The sequence below is a fragment of the Leifsonia sp. Y862 genome (assembly GCF_057669585.1).
On record NZ_JBYHFR010000002.1, the window covers coordinates 350,402 to 374,265 of the forward strand.

A 23,864-nucleotide genomic window follows, 5' to 3' on the forward strand; every position below is an offset into this window, starting at 1 on the left:
ACTCTAGGCTGTGCGCATGAGCAACGATGCTGTCATCGTCGATGTGGTTCGCACGCCTTCTGGCCGGGGAAAGCCGGGAGGCGCGCTCTCTGGCGTGCATCCGGCCGACCTGCTCGCGGCGGTGCTGGGGGAACTGGTCAGCCGGAACGGGCTCGACCCCGCTCTCGTCGATGACGTGATCGGCGGGTGCGTGAGCCAGGTGGGGGAGCAGAGCAACAACATCACCCGCACGGCCGTGCTCTCTGCGGGCTTCCCAGAGTACATTCCTGCCGTGACCATCGACAGGCAGTGCGGGTCGAGCCAGCAGGCCGCAACGTTCGCGGCGCAGGGTGTGATCGCCGGGAGTTACGACGTGGTGATCGCCTGCGGCGTCGAGTCGATGAGCCGCGTGCCGCTGGGCTCGTCGGTGGCTGGGCAGCATCCATTCGGCCAGATGATGCACGAACGCTACCCTGACGGCCTGGTCTCGCAGGGCGTGTCGGCCGAGCTCATCAACGTGCGCTGGGACCTCGGACGCGACGAACTCGACGACTACGCGGCGCGCTCACACCAACGGGCAGCGGATGCCGCGGCTCGCGGCGACTTCCACCACGAGCTGGTCAGCATCATCACCCCCCATGGCCGGGTGGGCGCCGACGAGTCGATCAGGCCTGGCACGAGCGCCGCCGCCCTTGCCGCCCTCACACCGGCCTTCCGCACAGAGGAACTCGCCGCACGCTTCCCCGAGATCGACTGGCAGATCACCGCCGGCAATTCATCGCCGCTCACCGACGGCGCATCCGCTGCCCTCATCATGAGCGCGAAGCGTGCAGAGCAGCTCGGCCTCCGTCCCCGCGCCCGATTTCACAGCTTCGCCGTCACGGGCAGCGACCCGCTGCTCATGCTGACCGGCGTCATCCCGGTGACCCACCGCATCCTCCAGAGGGCCGGACTCACGATCGATGACCTGGATGTCTACGAGGTGAACGAGGCCTTCGCCTCCGTGCCGCTGATCTGGGAACGCGAGCTGGCTGCCGACCCCGCGAAGCTGAACCCACGGGGCGGGGCGATTGCCCTCGGCCATGCCCTCGGCTCCTCCGGAACGCGACTGCTTGCCACTCTCGTCAACGAACTCGAGGCATCTGGCGGGCGTTACGGTTTGCAAACCATGTGCGAGGGCGGCGGCATGGCCAACGCCACGATCATTGAGAGGCTGTGACATGCAGATTCACGGATGCGTTGCGCTGGTCACCGGGGCGGCTTCCGGCCTCGGTCTGGCCACGACCACTGCCCTGCACGACGCTGGGGCGAACGTTGTGTTGTTCGATCTGCCAGGGGCGCCGGGCGAAGAGATCGTGACGGCGCTCGGCGAACGGGCAGAGTTCATCGCCGGCGACGTCACCAAGGCCGGGGATGTGCACATCGCCGTTGAGGCGGCCAGGGCGCGTGGCCCGCTCCGCATCGTCGTCAACTGTGCCGGTATCGCCACAGCGGCGCGCACCGTTGGGCGAGAAGGCCCGCAAGCACTTGACGATTTCGAGCGGGTGATCGGCGTGAACCTCATCGGCACGTTCAACGTCATCCGTTTGGCGGCCGCTGCCATGCAGGCCACGGAGTCGGTGGGCGCGACGGCCGAGCGCGGCGTGATCGTGAACACCGCATCGGTGGCTGCGTTCGACGGTCAGATCGGCCAGGCTGCGTACTCAGCGTCGAAGGGCGGCGTCGCGGCGATGACCCTGCCGCTGGCCAGGGAGTTCGCGTCCACCCTCATCCGTGTGATGACAATCGCACCGGGGCTGTTCGACACACCCATGCTGCGTGCGCTGACGGAGGACGCCCGGATGTCGTTGGGTGCGCAGGTGCCGCACCCGTCACGGCTGGGTGACCCAGCGGAGTTCGCCTCACTGGTGCGCCACATCATCGAGAACCCGATGCTGAACGGCGAGACGATCCGGCTCGATGGCGCGATCAGGATGCAGCCGAAGTAGCCGCCGCCCCCTGCAGGAAACTGTCCAGCTATTCGGCGGCGTGAGCCTCCAGGAAGTCGTAGACCTCACCGTCGTCGACGCCCGGGAACGTTCCAGAGGGCAGCGGCGAGAGCACATGGGCGTGCAGGCGCGCACTCGGCCAGGCCTTGCCTGCCCAGCGGGAGGCGACAGACGAGACTGGCCGGCGGCAGCACGACTCATCCGGGCAGCGGGATACGGCGCGCTGGGTGGTCTCTCGACCTCTGAACCACTTGGCTTCCGTGAACGGCACGCCGACACTGATCGAGAATTCGCCGTCCTTCGTCGACCCCGTCTGGGTGGCGCACCAGAAGGTGCCGGCCGGGGTGTCGGTGTACTGGTAGAACTCGGTGGTGCGGTTGTTGTGCGTGAACGCGCTGCGCGCGCTCCACTGCTTGCAGACGAACTGGCCTTCGATCGACCCGGTCACATCAACGGGCAGCGGCAGGGAATCGTTCTCGTACCCCTTCTGCAGGGCACCGTCTCCGTTGACCCGCAGGAAGTGCAATGTCATGTCGAGGTGGGATGTCGCCAGGTTGGTCAGGCGGAGGGCCGCGGCCTCATGGGTGACGCCGAAGGCATCCCTGAAGTCTTCGACGGCCAGCTCCCGCTCGTTCTTGGCCGTCGTGAGGAACCTGAGCGCGGCATCCCTTGGCACCAGGCAGGCTGCCGCGAAGTAGTTGATCTCCAGCCGCTGCCACAGGAACTCGGCGTAACTCGACGGTCGCTCATGGCCGAGCAGCCGGTGCGCCATGGCCTGGAGGGCCATGGAGCGGAGGCCGTGGCCGCCGGGGATCGATGCCGGCGGCAGGTAGATGCGGCCATTGGCGAGGTCGGTCACCGACCGGGTGGAGCTCGGCAGGTCGTTCACGTAGAGCAGCGAGAAACCGAGCTGCTCGGCCATGACGCTCACCTCGCGGTGGGTGAGGGCGCCAGAGGTGTGGCCAGAGGCCCGCACGCGTTCTTCGGCGAGTTCCTCGATGTCTGGCATGTAGTTGTTGCGCACCCGCATCAGGTCGCGCAGCTCTGTGTTGGCTCTCCTGGCCTCCTCTGGGGTCGCAATCGCCTCGCTGGCGCGACGTGACAGCTCGCGATGCAGGCCAACCAGCGACTCGAGAGCTGGAAGGGGCATGCCCTTGGTGACCTTGACGGTCGGCAGCCCGAGCGAGGCGTAGAGCGCATTGCCCTGGGCGCGCGCCAACTCGATCTCCAGCGCAGCCCTCGTGTTTGGTGCCTCCGAACTCAGAAGGTCGGTGACCGTGACACCGAGCGCCGCCGCGATATCCGCGAGTGCCCCGAGTCGTGGTTCTTTCCGGCCGTTCTCGATGAGGGAGAGCTGGCTGCCGGCCAGGCCGACGCGCTCGCCGAGTTGGTCGAGGGTCAGTCCGCGCTCGCCGCGGTAGTGACGGATGCGATGTCCCAGTGTCACCAGATCGGATGCAGGAGGTCCCATTTCTTAAGAATAGTGAAAGAAACCCAATTCTTAACGGGTATTTTCTGGTTCCTGGCGTAATTTCTGCCGCATTCTGGATGCAGATCACGAGTTTTCACCACACCGGGTGGGCACACCAGGAAGGCCAGATCATGACCATGACGGAATTCTCCGTACAACGCAGCACCACAGCCCAGCGTCGGACTTCCACCACAGATCCCGCCCTGCAGGCGTGGGTGGATGGCATTGCCCGACTGACCCAGCCGGCAGAGATCGTCTGGTGCGACGGAACACTGCGTGAAGCTGACCTCCTCACCAAGCAGCTGGTGGCAGAGGGCACACTCATCCGGTTGAACCCGGAGTGGCGTCCGAACAGCTTCCTCGCGCGGTCAGACCCGCGAGACGTTGCCAGGGTGGAAGACCGCACCTTCATCTGCTCCTCCGATCCAGACGACGCCGGCCCCACGAACAACTGGGCAGACCCCGACGAGATGCGCAGCACGCTGAACGGCCTCTTCGAGGGCAGCATGCGCGGCCGCACGATGTACGTGGTGCCGTTCTCGATGGGACCGCTCGGCGGCCCGATCTCGCAGCTCGGCGTCGAGATCACCGATTCGCCGTACGTGGTCCTCAACATGGGGATCATGACGCGCATGGGGGATACCGTCGTCGACATGATCGAGGCCAGCGAGAGCTGGGTGCGGACCGTGCACAGCGTCGGCTACCCGCTCATCGAATCGAACGGTGCCAGGCGCAGTGATGTGTCGTGGCCGTGCAACGACGAGAAGTACATCGTGCAGTTCCCTGAGACCCGCGAAGTCTGGTCGTTCGGCTCCGGCTACGGCGGCAACGCGCTGCTGGCCAAGAAGTGCTTCGCGCTGCGGATCGCATCCGTCATGGCCCGCGACGAGGGGTGGCTCGCCGAGCACATGCTCCTCGTCAAGGTGATTTCCCCCGAGGGGCGTGCGTACCACCTCGCTGCCGCGTTCCCGTCGGCCTGCGGCAAGACGAATCTCTCCATGCTGCGCCCGACCATCCCCGGCTGGAGGGTCGAGACGATCGGCGACGACATCGCCTGGCTGCGGCAGGGTGAGGACGGACGGCTCTGGGCCATCAATCCAGAGGCCGGCTTCTTCGGTGTGGCTCCCGGAACCGGGGAGCTCACCAATGCCACAGCGGTCAACACGCTGTGGGGCAACACGATCTTCACGAACGTGGCGCTGCGCGACGACGGTGACGTGTGGTGGGAGGGTCTGACCGAAACGGCGCCCGCGCACCTGATCGATTGGGAGGGCAACGACTGGACGCCAGCATCAGGGCGCCCGGCCGCGCACCCGAACTCGCGATTCACCGTATCGGCCGCGCAGTGCCCGTCCATCGCTGACGACTGGGAGGCGCTCGGCGGCGTGCCGATCGACGCCATCCTCTTCGGTGGGCGACGGGCAACGAACGTGCCGCTGGTCGCCCAGGCTCGCAGCTGGAAGCATGGCGTGTTCATGGGCGCCACCATCTCATCTGAGAAGACGGCGGCGGCGGAAGGCACCGTCGGCGAGCTGCGCCGCGACCCGTTCGCAATGCTGCCTTTCTGCGGCTACAACATGGCCGACTACTGGTCGCACTGGTTGCGCGTCGGCAAGGAACTCGGCATCAACGCCCCGGCCATCTTCCAGGTCAATTGGTTCCGCAAGGGTGACGACGGCAGCTTCCTGTGGCCGGGATTCGGCGAGAACTCGCGCGTCATCGAGTGGATTGTGCGTCGACTGGAAGGCACAGCCAACACCGTCGACACCCCGATCGGTGTGCTGCCAGGCGAGGACGGCCTCAACCTCGACGGGCTTGACCTCACAACGGATGCCATCGATCAGCTTTTCCGCATCGACAACGCGTCGTGGCGAGCCGAATGCGACCTCACAGAGGAGTACTTCGCGCAGTTCGGCGACCGGGTTCCCGCAGCCATGAACGCTGAGCTGGCGAGCCTCCGGTACCACCTGAAGGACTAGCGCACAGGGATGGCGTCACGGCCGTCGACGTGGTGGGTCAGCTGAGTAGCTTGCGCGCCGCTTCGACGGCCGTTGCGCGTCTGCGGGTGGAGAGCTCCGGAGATGGCTTCTCCCCGGTGTGGTTGAACGCTGCGGGGGAGAACGCCCACGCCGTGGCTATCGACAGGAGCACGGTCAGGAGCTCCTGTGGGTCCCAGCTGGGGTCAATGCTTCCGGCGCGCTGCGCCTCGCTGATCGAGGCATTCTCTGCCGGGCTTCGCCAGGGAGACTGGTGGCCTGGCAGGCGCTGGCCTTCGAGGCGTGCCCAGTCGAGCATCCGGAGATGCTCAGGGTGCTCGGTGGAGTGATCGTAAACGCGGCCGACGAATCCCGGCAAGTCTGACGCGTCGAGAGGCACGGCTGCGTTCACGTCGGCGAGGTTCAGATCGACGACGGCGCCGAAGAGGGCGACCTTGTCGCCGAAGTATGCGTAGAGGCGTTCCTTACTGGCGTTCGCTGCTGCCGCGATGCGATCGACGCGGGCACCTGCAAGCCCGTACGCCGCGAACTCTGCGCGCGCTGCGATGAGAATTCGTTCCCGTGTCGCTTGTCCGTCGCTTCTCATGGCTATAATCATAACCCAACTAACCAGTTCGTTTGAAAAGGATCCCACCGCTTAGATGTCTTCCGAAACCTCAACCGTTTCATCATCCTCAGACCAGCCCAACGCGCCGGTCGACCACTCCGCACATCCCAGACGCTGGTGGCTGCTCGCTATTCTGGCGCTCGGCCAGCTGATGGTTATTCTCGATGGCACCATCGTGAACATCGCGCTCCCCGATGCCCAGCTTGATCTCGGCATGACTGACGGCGACCGCACGTGGGTCGTCACGATCTACGCGCTCGCGTTCGGTTCTCTGCTGCTGCTCGGTGGCCGCATCGCTGACTACTGGGGCCGCAAGCGCTCCTTCATGGTCGGCATGATCGGCTTCGCCGTCGCGTCCGCCATCGGTGGCTTCGCGGTGTCCACCGAAATGCTCTTGCTGGCCCGCGGCCTGCAGGGTGCATTCGCGGCACTGCTCGCCCCTGCGGCACTGGCCATCCTCACGATCACGTTCCCCGGCGGAAAAGACCGCATCAAGGCGTTCGCTGTCTTCGGCGCGATCGGTGGTGGTGGCGCGGCCATCGGCCTCCTCCTCGGTGGCGTGCTCACGCAGTACGCCAGCTGGAACTGGTGCCTGCTCGTCAACGTACCGATCGCACTCATCGCGATCATTGGTGGAATCCCACTGATCAGGGAAAGCCGCGCACACGGCAACACCCGCTACGACCTGCCAGGTGCAATCCTCGTCGTCGCCGGTCTCGCGTCGCTCGTCTACGGTTTCGCGCAGGCGGAGAACGGCTGGGGACGTCTTGAGACGATCGGCTTCCTCGCGCTCGGCGTCGTGCTGCTCGCCGTCTTTGTGCTCGTCGAGTCGAAGGTATCGAACCCGCTGCTCCCGCTTCGCGTCATTGCGAACAAGGTGCGCGGTGGTGCATTCCTGGTCTCGATGCTCACGGGCTCTGCGCTGCTCGGTGGCCTGCTGTTCCTGATCTTCTACTTCCAGATCGTGCTCGGCTACACGCCGCTGCAGTCCGGATTCGCCTCGCTGCCCATGACGATTTCGATCATGGCGTGCGTGCCGTTCCTGTCGAAGCTGTTGCCCAGCATCGGCGTGCGCCCGCTGCTGACCGTCGGCCCCATCATCGCGGCCATCGGCCTCGGCTGGATGTCATTCATCACGATGGAGGGCAACTATGTCCTGCAGGTGCTGCCTGGCCTCATCCTGCTCGGAATCGGCCTGGCCTGCGTCTTCGTGCCGCTGCAGAACGTTGCCCTGTCGGGAATCGATGAGCACGACGCTGGCGTCGCCAGCGCCGCGGTCACCGCAACCCAGCAGATCGGCGGCTCGATCGGTACCGCGCTCTTCACCGCGCTGTACACCGCCGCGATCTCGGCATACCTGTCGAGCAACCCCGCGTCGTCGACCGTGCACCTTGAGGCGCTCGTCAGCGGATACTCGACCGCGTTCATCTGGGCCGGCGGGCTCATGCTGCTCGCTGCTCCGATCGCGTTCTTCCTCATTCGCCCGAACAAGAGCGACCTGATGAATACCTCTGGCGTCGTGCACATGGGCTAATGCCCCAGCCAGCCTGACGGAAGCCCCGCGAGTCGATGACTCGTGGGGCTTCTGCGTTTGTATGCCCCACCCCATGCCACTCATCCCGTACCGGCATAGGCTGCCCATGCCACCGGCAGCATTCCAAAGGCATGGCGGCATGGCGGCCTGGGCCAGGGGGTGATGGCGAATGCATGACGACAGCGAACAGTTACAGCTGCGCATCGACCGATTCGTGCGGGAGCGACTGCAGCCGGCGATCTACCGCGCAGTCTCACCACTGTCGATCGAGGCGTGGGACGTGCCAGACGAACCGGTGCCATTCGCAGAGGCGGTTCGGCAGCAGTTCGTCCCATTCGAGGCGGGGAGCAGCTGGGGCGCACCGTGGGGGACGACGTGGTTTCACCTCACCGGAGTTGTCCCTGAGGGCTGGGGGAGCGACAACGCCAGCGTGCTCGAGGTCGTCGTCGACCTGGGATTCAACGGGGTAGCGCCCGGTTTCCAGGTCGAAGGCACCGCCTATGCGCCAGACGGCCAGATCCTGAAGGCTGTCGAATCGCGGAGTCGGCGCGTGCCCGTTGCCGGGTGCCCGGGCGACGCCATCGACCTCTACATCGAGGCCGCGAGCAACCCTGACCTCGCCGGCGACTGGACGTTCGCTCCCACGCTCCTCGGCGACAAGGCAACGGCCGGCAGTGCGCCCATCTACACGCTCAGGCAAGCGGATGCCGCGCTCAGGGACCTCCCGGTGTGGGAACTCGTCCAGGACATCTGGGCTCTGAACGGGTTGATGCGAGAGTTGCCGGTGACGCTGCCACGACGCGCTGACATTCTGCGGGCACTTGAGCGCTGTCTCGACGCGGTCGACCCCGACGATGTGTCTGGCACCGCAGCATCCGGTCGCCTGGCCCTCACTGACGTGCTGTCCAAGCCGGCGAACGCCAGCGCCCACCACCTGCACGCCGTCGGGCATGCCCACATCGACAGTGCCTGGCTCTGGCCGGTGCGGGAGACGGTCCGCAAGGTGGCACGCACATTCTCGAACGTGCTCAGCCTGATCGACGACAACCCTGACTTCGTGTTCGCCGCGTCATCCGCCCAGCAGTATGCCTGGCTGAAGCAGTTCTACCCCGAGCTGTTCGAGCGGGTACGCCTGGCCGTTGCCGCCGGGAATTTCGTGCCGGTTGGCGGCATGTGGGTGGAATCGGACACAAACCTGCCCAGCGGCGAATCGCTGGTGCGACAGTTTGTGGCTGGGAAACGGTTCTTCATCGAGGAATTCGGCGTCGAACCGCTGGAGGTCTGGCTGCCGGACTCGTTCGGTTACTCCGCCGCATTGCCGCAGATTGCGCTGGCGTCTGGCTCCCGCTGGTTCCTCACGCAGAAGATCTCCTGGAATGACACGAATGTGTTCCCGCACCACACCTTCCGCTGGGAGGGAATCGACGGCAGCCGCATCTTCACCCACTTCCCCCCAGTCGCCGACTACAACTCCCAGCTGTCTGCTGTCGAGCTGGCCAGGGCAGAACGGCTCTACGCGGAGAAGGGCAGGGCGAACACCTCGCTGATTCCGTTCGGGTGGGGAGACGGCGGTGGCGGGCCGACTGCTGAGATGATCGCATCCGCCCGCCGGACTGCGTCTCTGGAAGGGTCGCCAACGGTTGAGCTCTCGAGCCCGCGCCGCTTCTTCGAGGCGGCAGAGGCGGAGTACGAGTTGCCGCCGGTCTGGGCGGGGGAGCTGTACCTGGAATTCCACCGCGGCACCTATACCTCGCAGGCGCGCACCAAGCAGGGGAACCGGCAGAGCGAGCGGCTGTTGCGGGAAGCGGAGCTGTGGGCAACCACGGCAGCCGTTCGCGTCGGCGCTGAGTACCCCTATGCCGAGCTGGAGACGGCCTGGCACACGGTGCTGCTGCAGCAATTCCACGACATCCTGCCGGGGTCGGCGATCGCGTGGGTACACCGCGAAGCTGAACGCAACTATGCGTTGGTTGCGCAGTCGCTGACGGGTGTGATCGAGACGGCTGTGCGTGCGCTGGCGGGCGAGGGGGACCAGACGGTGGAGGTGAATGCGGGGCCGTTCGCTCTCGAGGGTGTGCCGGCGCTTGGGGGCCATGAGGCGGCATCCGTTTCTGGTGCCGCCACGGTGATTCGCTCAGCGGCAGGGTTCGTGCTGGCCAACGCACAGGTCGCGGTCACCATCGACACTGACGGGCTCTTCACCTCGGTACGCGACCTCGTTGCCGATCGCGAGGTGATTCCGGCTGGCTCGCGGGCGAACCTGCTGCAGCTGCACCGCGACACCCCGGCGCAGTGGGACGCCTGGGATCTTGACGCGAACTACCGGAATACCGTGACAGACCTGACGACCGCCGTCAGTGTCGAGATTGCCCCGCTGCCCGATCCAGACGGCGGGGCCCGAGGTCATGCTCGTGCCGGCGTTCGCATCGTTCGGATGGTTGGATCGTCTCTCATCATCGAAACGGTCACGCTTGAGCCGGGTTCTCCGACGATCGACATAGCGCTCAGCATCGACTGGCACGAGCGCCAGAAGCTGCTGAAGCTGGCGTTCCCGCTCGATGTGCATGCCGACCGGGCGGCGTCGGAGATCCAGTTCGGGCATGTATACCGGCCGACACACCGAAACACATCATGGGACGCTGCGCGGTTCGAAACCGTCGCCCACCGCTGGGTGCACGTTGGCGAGCCCGGCTACGGCATTGCCGTCGCCAACGACTCCACCTACGGTCACGACATCGAGAGAGGGGCGGATGCCGCGGGGCGCACCACGACGACCGTGCGGCTGTCGCTGCTGCGTGCCCCGCTCTACCCCGATCCGGAATCCGACCAGGGCTGGCACCACCTCGCTGTGTCGCTGCGGGTGGGCGCCGGCATTCCGGAGGCGATTGCCGAAGGCTATCGGCTGAACGTTCCCCTCCGCACAGTCAGCGGCGTAGCGACGACAGCGCTGGCGCCGCTCCTCTCCGTGGACAACCCCGCCGTGGTCATCGAGAGCGTCAAGCTTGCCGAAGACCAGAGCGGCGACGTGATCGTGCGGCTGTACGAGGCGCACGGGTCCCGGTCGCGGGCGCGCGTCATCCGCTCGTTCGAGGCAACGGATGTCGTCGAAACCGACCTGCTCGAGCGCCCGCTCGCCGAGACGCGAGCGTCGCTCAAACAGGAGGGCGCTGCGACAGGCGTGGAGCTGCGGCCGTTCCAGCTGGTGACGCTCCGCTACCTGCGTTCCTAGCTCCCAGCGCGTAGCTTGTAGCCGGATCCTCACCGACGGATACCTGGCTTAAGAGGCTGGGTCACGCGCTTTGCGCTGATGAACAAAAATGCTGTTCAGAACGGGCAAACGCGGCTGCGTCACACCTAGACTGCGCGCATGGGGAAAACGACGACGAGCGCGGACATGAACTGGGAAGAGGGTGCCAGGCGAATCGTCGACTGGCGATTCTGTCCCCGCTGCAGTGGGACGCTTGGCCGCGCGGGATCGTGCCGCGAATGCGGTGCTGACGTGACGGGGGCGCTCGGGGCTGAGCTGGGCAACGCGTCGAAACGAGTCGCAGAGGCCATTGCCGTTCGCCAGGCGCTGGTCGCCCGGTTGCCGACGGTACGACCCGCTGCGTATGGAGCATCCGCTGAGTATCGCGTTCCAGCGGCGACCGTCGTTTCGGCATCCGCGGTGCCCACAATGCCAGTTGGTGCACTAGCCCTCGCTGCCGCACCCGCACCCGCAGCGGGATCGACACCCGCCGTCGCATCAGTGACGAGCCCGGTGAACGCTTCCGGCTCGCAGATCAGTGTGCAGTCGGTGCTCGCCGTTGCCGGAGCCGGCCTGCTGGCGGTGGCCGCCCTCGTCTTCACGTTCCTCAACCCCGACCTCACGAGCTTCGGCACGCGAACAACGATCATCGCGGTGATCACCGTCGCGTTCATCGCCGGCGCGTGGCTGTTCGCCCGCCGCGGCCTGCAGTTCTCCGCTGAGTCCGTCGGTGCGCTTGCCGCAGTCTTTGCCGCCCTCGACGTCTGGGCGTTCGCGCAGGCTTCCCCCGCTGGTGTCAGCGGGTACGTTTTCGCGGGAATCGGCACGCTCCTCGCATCAGCTCTCTTCCTGCTCCTCGGCGCCAGGACACAGATCCGCACCTGGCTCTGGGTTGCGGTGGTCGGCATTGCTCTGACGCCTGGCTTCTTCGGTGCAGCCGGCGGCACCCTGTGGTCACTCTTGCTCGGCAGCCTCGCGGTTGCGATCGTGGTGCTTGGGGTGCAGCGGATGCTGCGCGTGCTCGAATCCAGATTCGGCTCCGTCCTCGGCGCCGAGCGGGTAACGGCGACCGTCCTGCAGGTCGGCGCCGTGACGATTGCCATCATCCAGTTGCTGCTCGTGCAGTTCGGGGTGCCTGTCGACGGACCAGGACAGGTCATCGGCAGTGCAGCGATGCTGGCCGTGCTGGCCGCGGTGGCCATGATCGGCAGTTGGAATGGCCTCGCCAGGTTCTGGAGTTTCCTGGCTGGCGCCTTCGCCGCGGCGGCCATCGGCATCCTGCCATTCGCCGCCGACCTCACAGAGCCATCGTGGTATTTCGCCATCGTGCCGCTGGCGACCGGGGTGGCCGTGGTGATCGGTGCCGCGCTCCGCCGACCGGTGACAGCCAATCGCACCGCACTCCTGAACGGTGCGCGAACCATCGCGGTCGCCAGTGCCGTCCCGACGCTCATCCTGGCCGCCCAGCAGCTCTTCTCGCCGATCGAACCCGTGACTGCGAGCATCATGGGCCTCGGCTGGCCTGGCCGAAACTCGACTCTCCCCACCCTGTCACCCACCGTCGGCCTGGCCGTCATCCTCGGGCTCGGCGCACTTGCCGCGGTGTCGTTGGCCGAGTCGTGGGCGCTGCGACGGGCGGCGGTCGAGTCGACGGATGTCGTGTCATCCGTTGGTCGTCGAGCCCGCACGCGCGCACTGTGGCTGGCGATGCTGACCCTGCTCACCGTGACGGGATGGAGCGGGTTCGATGGGGCGGCCCAGTCCGTCACCGGTTTCGTGCTGGCCACCGGCCTGAGCCTCGCGCTCGTTCTCGTCCCTGCACTCAACGCGGCTGATCCCTCGCTGCGACGGCCGCTCATCGTCGGTGCGCACGCGCTGCTGGTGCTCGCCGCCCTGATCGGCTGGCTCCAGCAGGACACCATCGTGTGGGTGGGCGCCGCAGCCGTACTCGTGCTCGGCGTGGTGTCGCTGACCATGCCGGCCAGCCGCAACCCGAACTATGTGGGGGTTGGCTACGCCTACGCGCTCATCATCATCGCCACGGCGCTCAGCCTCGCCCAGGTGGAGACCATAGCTGTGCTCTGCCTCACCACGGCCATCGCGCTGCTCGTCGCACTCGGCGTCACCCTCACCGGCTGGCTGTCGCCGCGGAGCTGGTATGCCACGCTGCTCGTCTCGGCCGTGCCGTTCGTCATGGGCGTTGTCGCTGTGCTGTTGGTGCGAAGCGGCTGGACGGCCCTTTCCACCGGCCTCGCATTCGCCCTCGCCCTCACCCTGATGGTGACGCGTCGCCCCGGCATGACGCTGGTGCTGCGGGCCGCGGCGGCATCGCTGCTTGTACCGTCACTGTCGGTCGTCGTCGTGTGTCTCGGCGCGCAGGTCTTCGCCTCGAGTGGCTCGCCGATCGTGCTGCCCGTCATCGCCGCGATCGTCGCCTGCACATTCCCGGCGGCCGGGCTCATCGCCGAGTCGCTCCGCCGACGTGGCATCTCCGCTGTCGAAGCGGATGTCTCCCGCTCCTGGATCGAGATCTCAGCTCTCGTGACGGCGGCGCTCACCGTGATCCTCGCTCTGGTACGCACGGCTGCTGGCCTGCAGACCACGTTCCTGGTGCTCGTCATCCTCGGGGCAGGAGCTGCGGCCACCGCGTTCAGCACGCACCGTCGCCACTCCTGGTGGGCGGCCGCAGTGAGTTGGACGGGCGCGCTGTGGTGCGTCTGGGCGATCCAGGGTGTGGATGTCCTTGAACCGTACCTGCTGCCCCCTGCCCTGACCGCCGTGATCGTCGGTGCGATCACCGTTGCGCGTGGCAGGGCCGGCATCGCCCTGTTCGCCACCGGCCTGGCCGTGGCCGTGGTGCCGAGCGTGGTCGTGCTCGCCGTCGGCGGCTCTGGTGCGGCGGGGATCATTCCGTGGCGTACATACGGACTGCTCGGCGCGGCCATTGCCCTCATCGTTCTGGCGGCAGTCGCCGTGCGGACGCCGCTCGGAGACAACCCCGATCGGCTGCGTTCCCTGCGTCGGCCGACACTCGTCGCAGCAATCGTTGCGGCGGGGGCCGGTGCAGTCCAGGCGATGCGCTGGGGGTGGAGCATCGACGGACTCGCCCTCGACACCCCGGCGTTGCTCATGGTGCAGGTGCTGGTTGTCAGTGCGATCGCGGCGATGCTGGCCGGCGCTGCCGGTTATCTGCTGGGCGACAGTGCTGCGGTGAGTACGCCTACGCCGAGTGCGCTGAGTGCAGCGTCTGGCGCAGCGGCTGGTGCACCAGGCGCTGCGCCGTCCCGCTGGCGATACGCAGCGGCCATGGCTTTCCTGGTGGTTGGACCGATCACGGCCATCCGTCTTGATGCGTTCTCGATTGCAACGCTCATGCTGCTCACGCTGGGGCTGCTCGGATTCATGCTCGTTGTGGTGGCCCGCGCCCGCACCGGGGTGAGCACCCTGCCGCCGGCATGGTTCATCTTCGCGCTGGCCTGGTGCACGGCCGTCGCTGGCTGGAGTGAGCGGGAACTGCGGGTGGAAGCGTTCTCGCTCCCGCTTGGCCTTGCCCTGCTGGGTGCCGGCATCATTGCCATGCGCCCGCAGCCCGCAGCGGCGGAGCTCGCCGCCAACGTTGCCCGCGCCAGTTGGACGACCTGGCCGAATGGCTTCGTCGGATCCTGGCGGGTGCTTGCCCCAGGGATCATCGTGACGTTCCTGCCATCGGTGCTTGCCACCGGAACCGACCCGCAAACCTGGCGCGCCATTCTCGTGATGAGCCTCGCGCTGGCGGCGATCCTGATCGGGTCTGTGCAGCGCCTCGCCGCGCCATTCGTGCTGGGACTCGCGGTGCTGCCGATCGAGATCGTCGTGGTCTTCACGGTTCAGATCGGCCAGACGATCAACCCATTGCTGTGGTGGATAACGCTGGCCGCCGCCGGGGCCGTGCTGCTGGTGATCGCCATCACGTCCGAGCGAAAGGGTGCGGACGGTGGCGGCTTCACCGCCAGGATGCGAGACCTCGGCTAGTCCGAACCGGTGCTAGACCAGCAGCTGGTGCTTTGCCAGGTCGCGGTACAGCGGCGTGGATGCCACCAGTTCGGAGTGCGTGCCGGTGCCGACAACCTGGCCGTGGTCGAGAACCACGATCTGGTCGGAATCGACAACGGTCGACAGGCGGTGGGCGATCACGATCAGCGTGCGGTTCTCCGCGACGGCGTCGATGGCCTCACGCATCTTCTGCTCGTTGACGCCATCGAGGCTCGACGTCGATTCGTCGAGCAGCAGGATCGGCGCGGCGCCCAGCAGCGCGCGACCGATGGCCAGTCGCTGGCGCTCTCCGCCGGAGAGCATGACGCCGTCTTCGCCGACGGGGGCGTCCAGCCCTGCAGGGTCACGCTCGAGCACCTCGGTGAGATTCACGGCGTGCAACACCCTGATGCAGTCCTCGTCTGTGGCATCGGGGCTTGAGAGCCGCAGATTGTCCCTGAGCGTGCCGGCGAGCACCGGAGCATCCTGTTCGACGTAGCCGAGCTGGGAGCGAAGCGCGTCACGTTCGAGGCCACGGATGTCGAGACCACCCAAGCGGATCGTGCCCGCCGTCGGGTCGTAGAAACGCTCGATGAGCGCGAGAATCGTGCTCTTGCCGGCGCCAGACGGGCCAACAAGCGCCGTGCGCTTGCCACGCGGAACGCTGAAGGACACGCCATGCAGCACCGGCTGGCGTACGGAGTCCGCCGCGGCAGGCTCCTCCAGAGCGGATGCCGCTGCGCGGGTGGCATTGTTCAGTTCGGTTTCCGCATCCACAACGGGAGCAGCGGCGGCGTACGCGAAGTGCACGTCGTCGAACTCGATCGCGGGTGAATCCGGATTCACCAGGACGTTCGCGGCGCCCACTGCGATTGCCGGCGGGGCGATGTCGCGGTCGAACTGGTCCTCGGCGGGCAGGCTGATGATCTCCTCGATGCGGCCGAGAGCACCAAGCGCCGCGTTCACAGAGGTGAGGGCGCCGAAGGCGGTGCCGAGCGGCATGATCATCATGAACAGGAACAGGATGAACGCGACCAGGTCGGCGATGGTGATCGCACCGCTGGCGACGCGGTAGCCACCGACGCCCAGAACGACGAGGAGCGAGACCTGCATGGCGATTCCGGCGATTGGAACGACGAGAGCCGAGATCTTTGCGACCTTGATGCCCATGCGCCAGGCGCCCTGGGCATCCGCGTCGACGACGGCGATCTCGCGCTCTGTCGCGTTGGCGGCACGCACGGTGCGCACCGCGCTGATCACACGCTCGACGCTGGCGGCCAGGTCGCCGACCTTGGATTGGGCCGCGTGGCTGGCGCTGCGGATGCGCTGCGACAGCAGGGTGACCGCCGTGATCGACACGCCGATCACGAGGGCGGTGAGTCCGAGCATCACCGGATCGATGATGAGCATGGCGATGAGGGCACCGACGAATGTGAGCGCTCCGCCGATGGAGTCGACCAGCCCCTGGGTGAGTACAGCCCGCAGCATCGTGGTGTCTGAGCCAACGCGCGAGACGAGGTCACCCGTGCGACGCGTGTCGAACTCGGAGATCGGGAGGTGCAGCATCCGCGCGACGAGCCTGCGGCGGCTTGACAGCACGACACCCTCACCGGTGCGCTGCAGGAGGTAGTGCTGGTAGCCGCTGATCACACCAGACACCACCACGAGTGCGACGAGCGCCCAGACGAGGGAGCCGAGCGTGTCGCCGTTGCTGACGAGGGCGATGACCTGGCTGACCAGCAGGGGCTGCGCGAGGCTCGCTGCGGCGCCGATGATGCTGAGTACAGCGACGACGATGAGCACCTTCTTGTGCTCGAACAAGTACGGAAGCAGCTGGCTGAATGTGGCGCGAGGCCCTGAGGCGTCGCGCGACGAGCGACGCAGGCCGCGCGGGGTCTTCGACGTGGGGGAGCCGCTGGGTTTCGGCGTGCTGGCAGTGCTGGCATTACGGGTGGAGGTGCTCACCGAATGAGCCTAACCGGTGCGGCTGAGCGCATACGCACGAAGGCCCCGGTTCCCCGGGGCCTTCGTGGTGGAACGGTGGAGCGCGGTGACCTCGCAGGGCACCGAGCGCAGCGCACCGTGCTCGCGACTAGCGATCGATGTCGACGTCCTTGGTTTCCTTGCTGATGACCAGCGCGACGAGGGTGATGGCGGCCATGATCGAGAGGTAGAGGCCGACGAGGACCGGGCTGCCATCGGCCATGGACCACAGCCACACCGCAATGAACGGTGCGACAGCGGCGCCCAAGATCGAGCTGACGTTGTACGAGATGCCCGAGCCGGTGTATCGCACGTTGGTCGGGAACAGCTCCGGCAGCAGCGCGCCCATCGGGCCGAACGTCATACCCATCAGGCTGAAACCGATGACCAGCCAGAACATGACGCCGACGAAGCCGGCACCGAGCAGTGGCACCCAGACCAGGCCGAAGAGGATGATCGCGGCTGTCACCCAGATGAGCGTCTTGCGACGACCGTACTTGTCGGCCAGCGGCCCGGAGATCAGGGTGAAGACGCCGAAGAAGACCACGCCGAAGATGAGCATAAGCACGAAGTTGCTGTAGCTGTAGCCGAGACCCGGCTGTGCGCCTTCTGCAGGCGCGAGGGGAGCGCGGCCGTAGCTGAGCGAGAACGTGGTCATCAGGTAGAACAGCACGTAGGTGGCCAGCATGAACAGCGTGCCGAGGATGAGTTCCCGCCAGTTTGAGCGGATGACGGTGCCGAGCGGCAACTTCACAACCTTGCCGCTCTTCACGGTCTTCGAGAATGCTTCGCTCTCCACGAGGCGGAGGCGAACCCAGAGTCCAACGATCACCATGACAGCCGAGAACAGGAACGGGATGCGCCATCCCCATTCGAGGAATGCGGTCGACGGCATGGTCGGGTCGTTGGAGGGCAGCACGGCGGCGATGATCAGGAACAGCCCGTTGGCGATGATGAAGCCGATCGGCGCACCCATCTGCGGGAACGTGCCGTACCAGGCACGCTTGCCCTTCGGGGCGTTCTCCGTGGCTACCAGCGCAGCGCCGCTCCACTCGCCACCGAGCGCGAAGCCCTGGGCGAGGCGAAGCACGACGAGCAGCAGTGGGGCGAACCAGCCGACCATGGCGTACGTCGGCAGCAATCCGATGAGGAACGTTGCGATGCCCATGGTGAGGAGTGCTGCAACGAGGGTTGTCTTGCGTCCGACCTTGTCGCCAAGGTGACCGAAGAAGACGGCGCCGAGCGGGCGTGCCACCATCGCGGCGCCGAAGACGGCGAACGATGCGAGGAGTGCCGTTGTGGCATCCCCGGTGGGGAAGAACAGATGGGGGAAGACGAGGACAGCGGCCGTGGCGTAGACGTAGAAGTCGTAGAACTCAATCGTCGTACCGATGAGGCTGGCCAGAATGACCCGGCTCTTTGGATTGAGTGGTGCGGCTGGCGCGTGGTCGATGGATGTGGCTGGTGCAGACATTGAGGAGAGACTCCGAGGCAGTATGTAAGCGGCAGTGGTGCGGGCGCGTCTGGTCACGCGGCAAGTGCATCGAACGGCACAAAACAAAGGCGGCCGCTTGTGGCGGCCGTCTGAATACCATACGCCTGCACAAAGTTTCGTGCGAATTGGCTGGGTTCATTAAGCTGTGTCTATGGAAACCGTATTCAATGTGCTGCACGTTGTCGCAGCAGTGTTCATCGTCGGCCCGATGGCGATCCTGCCCATGACGGCCATGCGCGCTGTGCGAGCCGGAAATGGTGCACAGGTCGCTGGCCTGGCCAAGTCAACGAACATCTTCAGCCTGCTCTCGCTCGCCGTCGTTCTCTTCGGCTTCGGCGCGATGGGCATGGCAGATGAGAAGTACAACTTGTCGATCGGCACCCCGTGGATTCTCTGGTCCATCATCCTGTACGTGGTCGCGCTGGCGATCAGCCTGTTCCTGGTCGTCCCGAGCATGCGCAAGGCAGCGGATGCCCTCCAGTCATCGTCGACAACCTCGGCTGCATCCGCCGGCTACCCGGCAATCGCCGCGGGAAGCGGAATCGCATCGCTGCTGCTCGTGATCGTCGTCGTGCTGATGGTCTGGAAGCCGTAAGGCTGTAGCCCCCACCCCGTCGGTCGAGGAGGCCGTTCACGGCCGTCTCGAGACCCCGGATACCGACCTTTGGGTGCGCGAAAAAAACATCCGCTCGCAAGAAATCGACCCAAAACTGTTGCTTTGGGTCGATTTCTTGCGAGTAGAGGGCTTCAGCGGGCGCCGCGCAGCTCGGCCAGCACCCGCGCGGTGGCCAGGGCAGCCGTTGCTGCTTCCTCTCCCTTGTCCTCCTTCGAGCCCGGCAGGCCGGCACGATCGAGGCCCTGCTGCTCGTCATCGAGGGTGAGCACGCCGAAGCCGACGGGCTTGCCCGTGTCGAGCGCGACGCGAGTGAGGCCATCCGTTGCCGCTGCCGACACGTATTCGAAGTGCGGAGTGCCGCCCCTGATGATGACGCCGAGAGCGACAACCGCATCCGCTCCGTTTTCCAGGGCCACCTTGCTGGCGACCGGCAGTTCGAAGCTGCCCGGAACCCTGACCAGCGAGTAGGTCGCACCTGAGGCCTCGAGCACACGGGTTGCGCCTGCGATGAGTCCATCGGTGATCACGTCATGCCAGCGGCCGGCGATGATCGTGACGTTCAGCCCGCGGCCGTCGATGTCGATGATGGGGGAGCCTGCTCCGCTCATAGTGCGCTTCCTTTGACTGTGCTGTACGTGATCGTGCGGGGGGTGGTTGAGCTCTGTGGGGACTGCGTGTCGATGTCGTGTCCCATGCGGTCGCGCTTGACGGCCAGGTACTCCTCGTTGTGCTCGCCGACGCCGACGATGAGGGGCACTCGCTCCCGCACGCTCACTCCGTGTGCTTCGAGCTGGCGCACCTTCTCGGGGTTGTTGGTCAACAGCCGGATAGCGCCCAGGTTCAGGTCTTTCAGGATCGCCGTTGCCGCGCTGTAGTCGCGGGCGTCGATCGGCAGTCCGAGGGCCACATTGGCGTCGAGAGTGTCGAGCCCCTCTTCCTGCAGCTTGTATGCGCGCAGCTTGTTGATCAGGCCGATGCCCCGACCCTCGTGGCCGCGCAGGTAGATGACAACGCCGCCGAACTGGTGGATGGTCTCCAGCGCAGCATCAAGCTGCGGACCGCACTCGCACTTGAGCGACCCGAACGCTTCGCCGGTGAGGCACTCTGAGTGCACGCGGACGAGAGCTCCGTCGCCCAGCTCCCCGGCGACGATCGCGACGTGGTCTGCGCCGGTCATGCGGTCCCGGTATGCCCGAATCCTGAAGTCGCCGTGCACGGTCGGCACCAGCGTCTCCACCTCGAAGTCGACCCGCGACGATTCAACCATTGGCTGCACGGCATCGAGGGGGTCAGGGTGCACGTCGTTCAGGTAATCGATGAGCTCAGCGATCGTGATGACAGCGATGCCCTCCCGTTCCCCGAGCTCGATGAGGCCTGGGAGGCGCATCATCTCGCCGTCGTCGGCCACAATCTCTGAGATGGCGCCGACAGGGGACAGCCCGGCCAGCTTCATCAGGTCGACGGCTGCTTCGGTGTGCCCGTCGCGCTCGCGCACGCCGCCGTCCATGGCGCGAAGCGGCAGGATGTGGCCGGGCCGATTCAGGCTGGCGGGAACGGATGCCGGATCGGCGAGCACACGCAGCGTGTGCGCCCGGTCTGCCGCACTGATGCCGGTGCTCAACCGATCGGCGGCGTCTACCGTGATCGTGTAGTTCGTGCCGCGCGGGTCCTGGTTCTCCGCCACCATCACTGGGAGTTCGAGCGCATCGGCGATTTCATTCGTCATCGGCGCGCAGATGAAGCCGGAGGAGTTGCGAACCATCCAGGCCAGCCATTCCTGGGACGCGAGTTCGGCGGAGATGATGACATCGCCCTCGTTCTCCCTGCCTTCGTCGTCTGCCACGATGACGGGCCGTCCGAGGCGGAGCTGTGCGAGAGCTGTGGGGATATCGGCGAGGCTCATGATGCCCTCCTTGTTGGGGTCTGCGCGGTGGTGCTGCGGCGCCGTTCGGCGTCGGCCAGCGCCAGGATCCTGGCGGCGTGGCGGGCGAGGATGTCGGTCTCGATGTTCGTGGAGTCGCCGACGGCCAGGCCGCCGAGCGTCGTTGCGATGAGTGTCTCTGGGATGAGGGACACCTCAAGCCATTGGTCGAGCTCGTCAGCGTCACTGATGGCGCTTACGGTGAGAGAGACGCCATCGATGGCGATGGACCCCTTGTCGGTGACGAGGGGGGCGAGCTCAGGGGAGAGACTGAAGCGCAACACGCGCCAGGCGTCGCCTGGACGAATCTCGAGCACGGTGCTTGTGCCGTCGATGTGGCCCTGCACGATGTGTCCACCCAACCGGTCGCCGACCAGGGCGGCGCGTTCGAGGTTGACCGGCGCACCAACGTGGGCGGCGTCGAGCGTCGACATGCGCAGCGTCTGCGCCATGACGTCAGCGGTGAACGTGTCAGGGGTTTGGTCGACGACGGTGAGGCACACCCCGCTCACCGAGATCGAGTCGCCGTGCGAGGCGTCGGCCACGGCCAATGGACCCCTGATCGTGAAGCGTGCGGCGCCCTGTGATCTCTCGATCTTCTCGATGACGCCGAGCTCCTCGATGATTCCAGTGAACATGTCAGATCCTTCTATCTGGGTGTGCAGAAACGAGCAGGTCATCGCCGAGCCGTTCGACACTGTCAATGGTCAGCTTCAGCTGGTCGGCGATGCTGCCGACGCCGATATTGCCGAGCGCCAGCCGCGAGCCGCCGAGAAGTGTGGGGGCAAGGTAGATCAGGAACCGGTCGACGAGTCCGGCCTCGACGAATGCGCTGGCCAGCGTCGGACCGCCTTCGACGAACACACGCCGGATGCCACGCTCTCTGAGGTCGGCGAGCACCTCTGTGAGCTCACCGGTCCGGTAGAACAGAGGAGCATGCGGGTGCCTGAACACGGCGGCGGTCGACGGAATCATCCGTCGTCCGATGACGACGGGAATGGGCTGGTGCGGCAGCAGCGTGCCATCGGCATTTCTGGCGGTGAGTGACGGATCATCGGCCAGGATGGTGCCGGTTCCGACCACAATGGCGTCGGCCGCGCCGCGCCGGGTATGGACATCCGCTCGCGCGATCGTGCCGGTGATCCACTGGCTGCTGCCGTCATCGGCCGCAGCGCGACCGTCGAGGCTTGATGCCCATTTCACCGTCACGACGGGGCGGCCGAGGCTGGCCGGCTCGAGCCAGTCGGCCAGAAATGCCTCGGCCTCGTCGCGGAGCACGCCGGGCGTCACCCGGACTCCGGCGTCGCGGAGGCGTTCTGCCCCGCCGGCGGAGTGGTGTCCGGGGTCCTCGGTCGCATAGACGACCCTGGCAAGCCCGCTCTCAATGAGCGCGAGCGCGCATGGTCCCGTCCGGCCCGTGTGGTTGCAGGGCTCAAGGGTCACAACGGCTGTGGCGCCCGCGGCCTGGCCTGGGGCGAGCTGCGACAGGGCATCGACCTCTGCGTGTGCGGTGCCTGCGCCCCTGTGCCAGCCCTCGGCGAGCACGGAGCCGTCTACAGCGAGGATGACGCAGCCGACCTGCGGATTGACGCCATCGGCTGGGCCGTTGGCGGCAAGGGAGAGTGCGCGGCGCATTGTGCGCTCGATCAGTGCTTCGTCCACCGCCACCCTCGTTCGTTTGGTACGAACTCCGGGGATTGGCGTGCACGCAGGCGTTGCCGTCGACGGGTCGCAAGACTCGCCGATTCGTGCGCCTCCCATCCGGACTTTAACCGTCGGTGCTGGAATTTCACCAGCTCAACCGGCACTTCGCAAGGAAGCACCAGCTCGCGGACTTTCACCGCCGGTTCGGACTCACACCGACCCCGGAGCACGTTTCTTATCTTCAGTTATAGCCGAAAGCGGAACGCTTCGGGGTGTTCGGCGAACTTTGCCGATGAAACGGTCAGCTGCCGGCCGCCGAGGGATAGAGCAGCGCTCGCGCGGTTCCTTCATCGACGTAGAGGTCGGTGATGAGCTCGGCGGCCAGGGCGCCACGCAGGCTGGAAAGTTTGGAGCTGCCAGAGACCACACAGATGCGTCGCGGGGTGCGGCGCAGCACCGAGAAGTCGGGGCCGGTGCCGCGCAGGTTTAGCGGGATGTCGTCGGTCGAGCCGTCTGCCCTGAAGAACACCGTCGCCACGTCGCCAACCACGCCGGATTCGCTGAGCGAGGCGTATTCGGCCTCTTCGAGGTAGCCGCCGGCATACACGTGGCTCGGCACCTCAGAGAACGGTGAGCCAAGGCCGAAGAGTGCGACATCCATGTGCGCCTGGATATCGATGAGCCGCGTCACGTTACGCTCCCGCCACATCGCCTCCTTGGTGGCGGGGTCATCGAAGAACGCCGGCACGGGGAACTGCTGCACGTGGGCGCCGAATGCGTCTCCGAACCGGCGCAGGATCTCACTCGCGTAAGCGATTCCGGTCGTGCGCATGTTGCCGGCGCCGTTCAGCTGCACGATCTGCGAGTTGTGAGTTTGCTTGGGGGTCACATGGCGACTGATAGCGCTCATTGTTGAACCCCAGGCGACGCCCATCGTCATGTTTGAGTCGAAGTACTGGCCGAGAATCCGTGCAACGGACAGCGCTACGCGTTCCAGCCGATCGACGTCGCTGGCGTGGTCGGGGACGGGCACAACATGCGCGGTGACCTGGAACTGGGAAAGGATCTCCTTCTCAAGGCGGCTCGGTGCGTCGAGGGGAGACCGGATCTGAATGTCGACGAGGCCGCTGGCGCGCGCGTGACTGAGCAAACGAGACACCGACGACCGTGACGTGTGGAGTTCGTGGGCGATGGCATCCATCGTGAGGTCCTGCATGTAGTACAGGTGCGCGGCGGTGAGGGCATCGCGAGTGCGGTCTGAGTGGGATGGATATTCGGCTAGGGTCATGATTACTCCTTGCACATATGTTCACACAGCTTGACCGTTTGTGTCGAACCGTCCAAGCTTAAGAGATTCGTACGGTGGCCCAG

General features: G+C 66.1%; 16 protein-coding genes and 1 riboswitch. Of the genes, 7 read left to right on the top strand and 9 right to left on the bottom strand.

All coding sequences use genetic code 11. From position 1 onward, the window contains the following. Positions 1 to 16 precede the first annotated feature (16 nt). A complete protein-coding gene (locus tag AC25Z0_RS11800; RefSeq protein WP_488119849.1) occupies positions 17 to 1,198 on the top strand; it encodes a thiolase family protein in 1,182 nt (393 codons plus the stop codon). Position 1,199: 1 nt separating this feature from the next. After that, positions 1,200 to 1,967, top strand: a complete 768-nt coding sequence (locus AC25Z0_RS11805) for a 3-hydroxyacyl-CoA dehydrogenase (RefSeq protein WP_488133320.1) — start codon at positions 1,200 to 1,202, stop codon at positions 1,965 to 1,967. Between the two features lie 28 nt (positions 1,968 to 1,995). Here AC25Z0_RS11805 and AC25Z0_RS11810 read toward each other — a convergent pair whose 3' ends face one another. Continuing rightward, a complete protein-coding gene (locus tag AC25Z0_RS11810) occupies positions 1,996 to 3,438 on the bottom strand; it encodes a helix-turn-helix domain-containing protein (RefSeq protein WP_488133321.1) in 1,443 nt (480 codons plus the stop codon). Between the two features lie 131 nt (positions 3,439 to 3,569). Between AC25Z0_RS11810 and AC25Z0_RS11815 the strand changes: the two genes are divergently transcribed. Further along, positions 3,570 to 5,417 carry a phosphoenolpyruvate carboxykinase (GTP) gene (locus AC25Z0_RS11815; RefSeq protein ID WP_488133322.1) on the top strand — a complete coding sequence of 616 codons (1,848 nt, stop codon included), beginning with the start codon at positions 3,570 to 3,572 and terminating at the stop codon, positions 5,415 to 5,417. A 37-nt stretch (positions 5,418 to 5,454) separates the two neighbouring features. Here AC25Z0_RS11815 and AC25Z0_RS11820 read toward each other — a convergent pair whose 3' ends face one another. Beyond that, positions 5,455 to 6,021, bottom strand: a complete 567-nt coding sequence (locus tag AC25Z0_RS11820; RefSeq protein ID WP_488133323.1) for a TetR/AcrR family transcriptional regulator — start codon at positions 6,019 to 6,021, stop codon at positions 5,455 to 5,457. A gap of 55 nt (positions 6,022 to 6,076) precedes the next feature. On the opposite strand from AC25Z0_RS11820, the gene AC25Z0_RS11825 reads away from it, so the two are divergent. The 3 genes from AC25Z0_RS11825 to AC25Z0_RS11835 all read left to right on the top strand — a co-directional run bounded on the left by AC25Z0_RS11825 (position 6,077) and on the right by AC25Z0_RS11835 (position 14,834). Continuing rightward, complete coding sequence (locus AC25Z0_RS11825) at positions 6,077 to 7,576, top strand: MFS transporter (protein WP_488119854.1); 1,500 nt, start codon at positions 6,077 to 6,079, stop codon at positions 7,574 to 7,576. 169 nt (positions 7,577 to 7,745) lie between these two features. Continuing rightward, the gene (locus tag AC25Z0_RS11830) at positions 7,746 to 10,805 is read left to right on the top strand and encodes an alpha-mannosidase (RefSeq protein ID WP_488133324.1); all 3,060 of its coding nucleotides are present in this window, start codon (positions 7,746 to 7,748) and stop codon (positions 10,803 to 10,805) included. Between the two features lie 138 nt (positions 10,806 to 10,943). Continuing rightward, on the top strand, positions 10,944 to 14,834 hold the full coding sequence (locus AC25Z0_RS11835; protein ID WP_488133325.1) for an SCO7613 C-terminal domain-containing membrane protein: 3,891 nt from the start codon (positions 10,944 to 10,946) through the stop codon (positions 14,832 to 14,834). Between the two features lie 12 nt (positions 14,835 to 14,846). Here AC25Z0_RS11835 and AC25Z0_RS11840 read toward each other — a convergent pair whose 3' ends face one another. Further along, positions 14,847 to 16,799, bottom strand: coding sequence for an ABC transporter ATP-binding protein (locus AC25Z0_RS11840; RefSeq protein ID WP_488133326.1), 1,953 nt, complete (start codon positions 16,797 to 16,799; stop codon positions 14,847 to 14,849). 127 nt (positions 16,800 to 16,926) lie between these two features. Continuing rightward, positions 16,927 to 18,291: an MFS transporter gene (locus tag AC25Z0_RS11845; protein ID WP_488133327.1), complete on the bottom strand. Its 1,365-nt coding sequence runs from the start codon at positions 18,289 to 18,291 to the stop codon at positions 16,927 to 16,929. A gap of 172 nt (positions 18,292 to 18,463) precedes the next feature. On the opposite strand from AC25Z0_RS11845, the gene AC25Z0_RS11850 reads away from it, so the two are divergent. Then, positions 18,464 to 18,907, top strand: coding sequence for a DUF2269 family protein (locus AC25Z0_RS11850; RefSeq protein WP_488119859.1), 444 nt, complete (start codon positions 18,464 to 18,466; stop codon positions 18,905 to 18,907). Between the two features lie 152 nt (positions 18,908 to 19,059). On the opposite strand, the gene ribH is transcribed toward AC25Z0_RS11850, so the two are convergent. The 5 genes from ribH to AC25Z0_RS11875 all read right to left on the bottom strand — a co-directional run bounded on the left by ribH (position 19,060) and on the right by AC25Z0_RS11875 (position 23,781). Beyond that, positions 19,060 to 19,536 carry a 6,7-dimethyl-8-ribityllumazine synthase gene (ribH, locus tag AC25Z0_RS11855; RefSeq protein ID WP_488133328.1) on the bottom strand — a complete coding sequence of 159 codons (477 nt, stop codon included), beginning with the start codon at positions 19,534 to 19,536 and terminating at the stop codon, positions 19,060 to 19,062. Next, positions 19,533 to 20,831, bottom strand: coding sequence for a GTP cyclohydrolase II (gene ribA / locus AC25Z0_RS11860; RefSeq protein WP_488133329.1), 1,299 nt, complete (start codon positions 20,829 to 20,831; stop codon positions 19,533 to 19,535). Before ribA ends, ribH begins: the two co-directional genes overlap by 4 nt. After that, entirely contained in the window at positions 20,828 to 21,487 is a 660-nt protein-coding gene (locus AC25Z0_RS11865) for a riboflavin synthase (RefSeq protein ID WP_488133330.1), read from the bottom strand. The genes ribA and AC25Z0_RS11865 overlap by 4 nt, the downstream gene beginning before the upstream one ends. A 1-nt stretch (position 21,488) precedes the next feature. Then, the gene (ribD, locus tag AC25Z0_RS11870) at positions 21,489 to 22,484 is read right to left on the bottom strand and encodes a bifunctional diaminohydroxyphosphoribosylaminopyrimidine deaminase/5-amino-6-(5-phosphoribosylamino)uracil reductase RibD (RefSeq protein WP_488133631.1); all 996 of its coding nucleotides are present in this window, start codon (positions 22,482 to 22,484) and stop codon (positions 21,489 to 21,491) included. 110 nt (positions 22,485 to 22,594) lie between these two features. Continuing rightward, a riboswitch (FMN riboswitch) is annotated at positions 22,595 to 22,726 on the bottom strand. 68 nt (positions 22,727 to 22,794) lie between these two features. Next, a complete protein-coding gene (locus AC25Z0_RS11875) occupies positions 22,795 to 23,781 on the bottom strand; it encodes a sugar-binding transcriptional regulator (protein WP_488119863.1) in 987 nt (328 codons plus the stop codon). Positions 23,782 to 23,864: the final 83 nt, after the last annotated feature.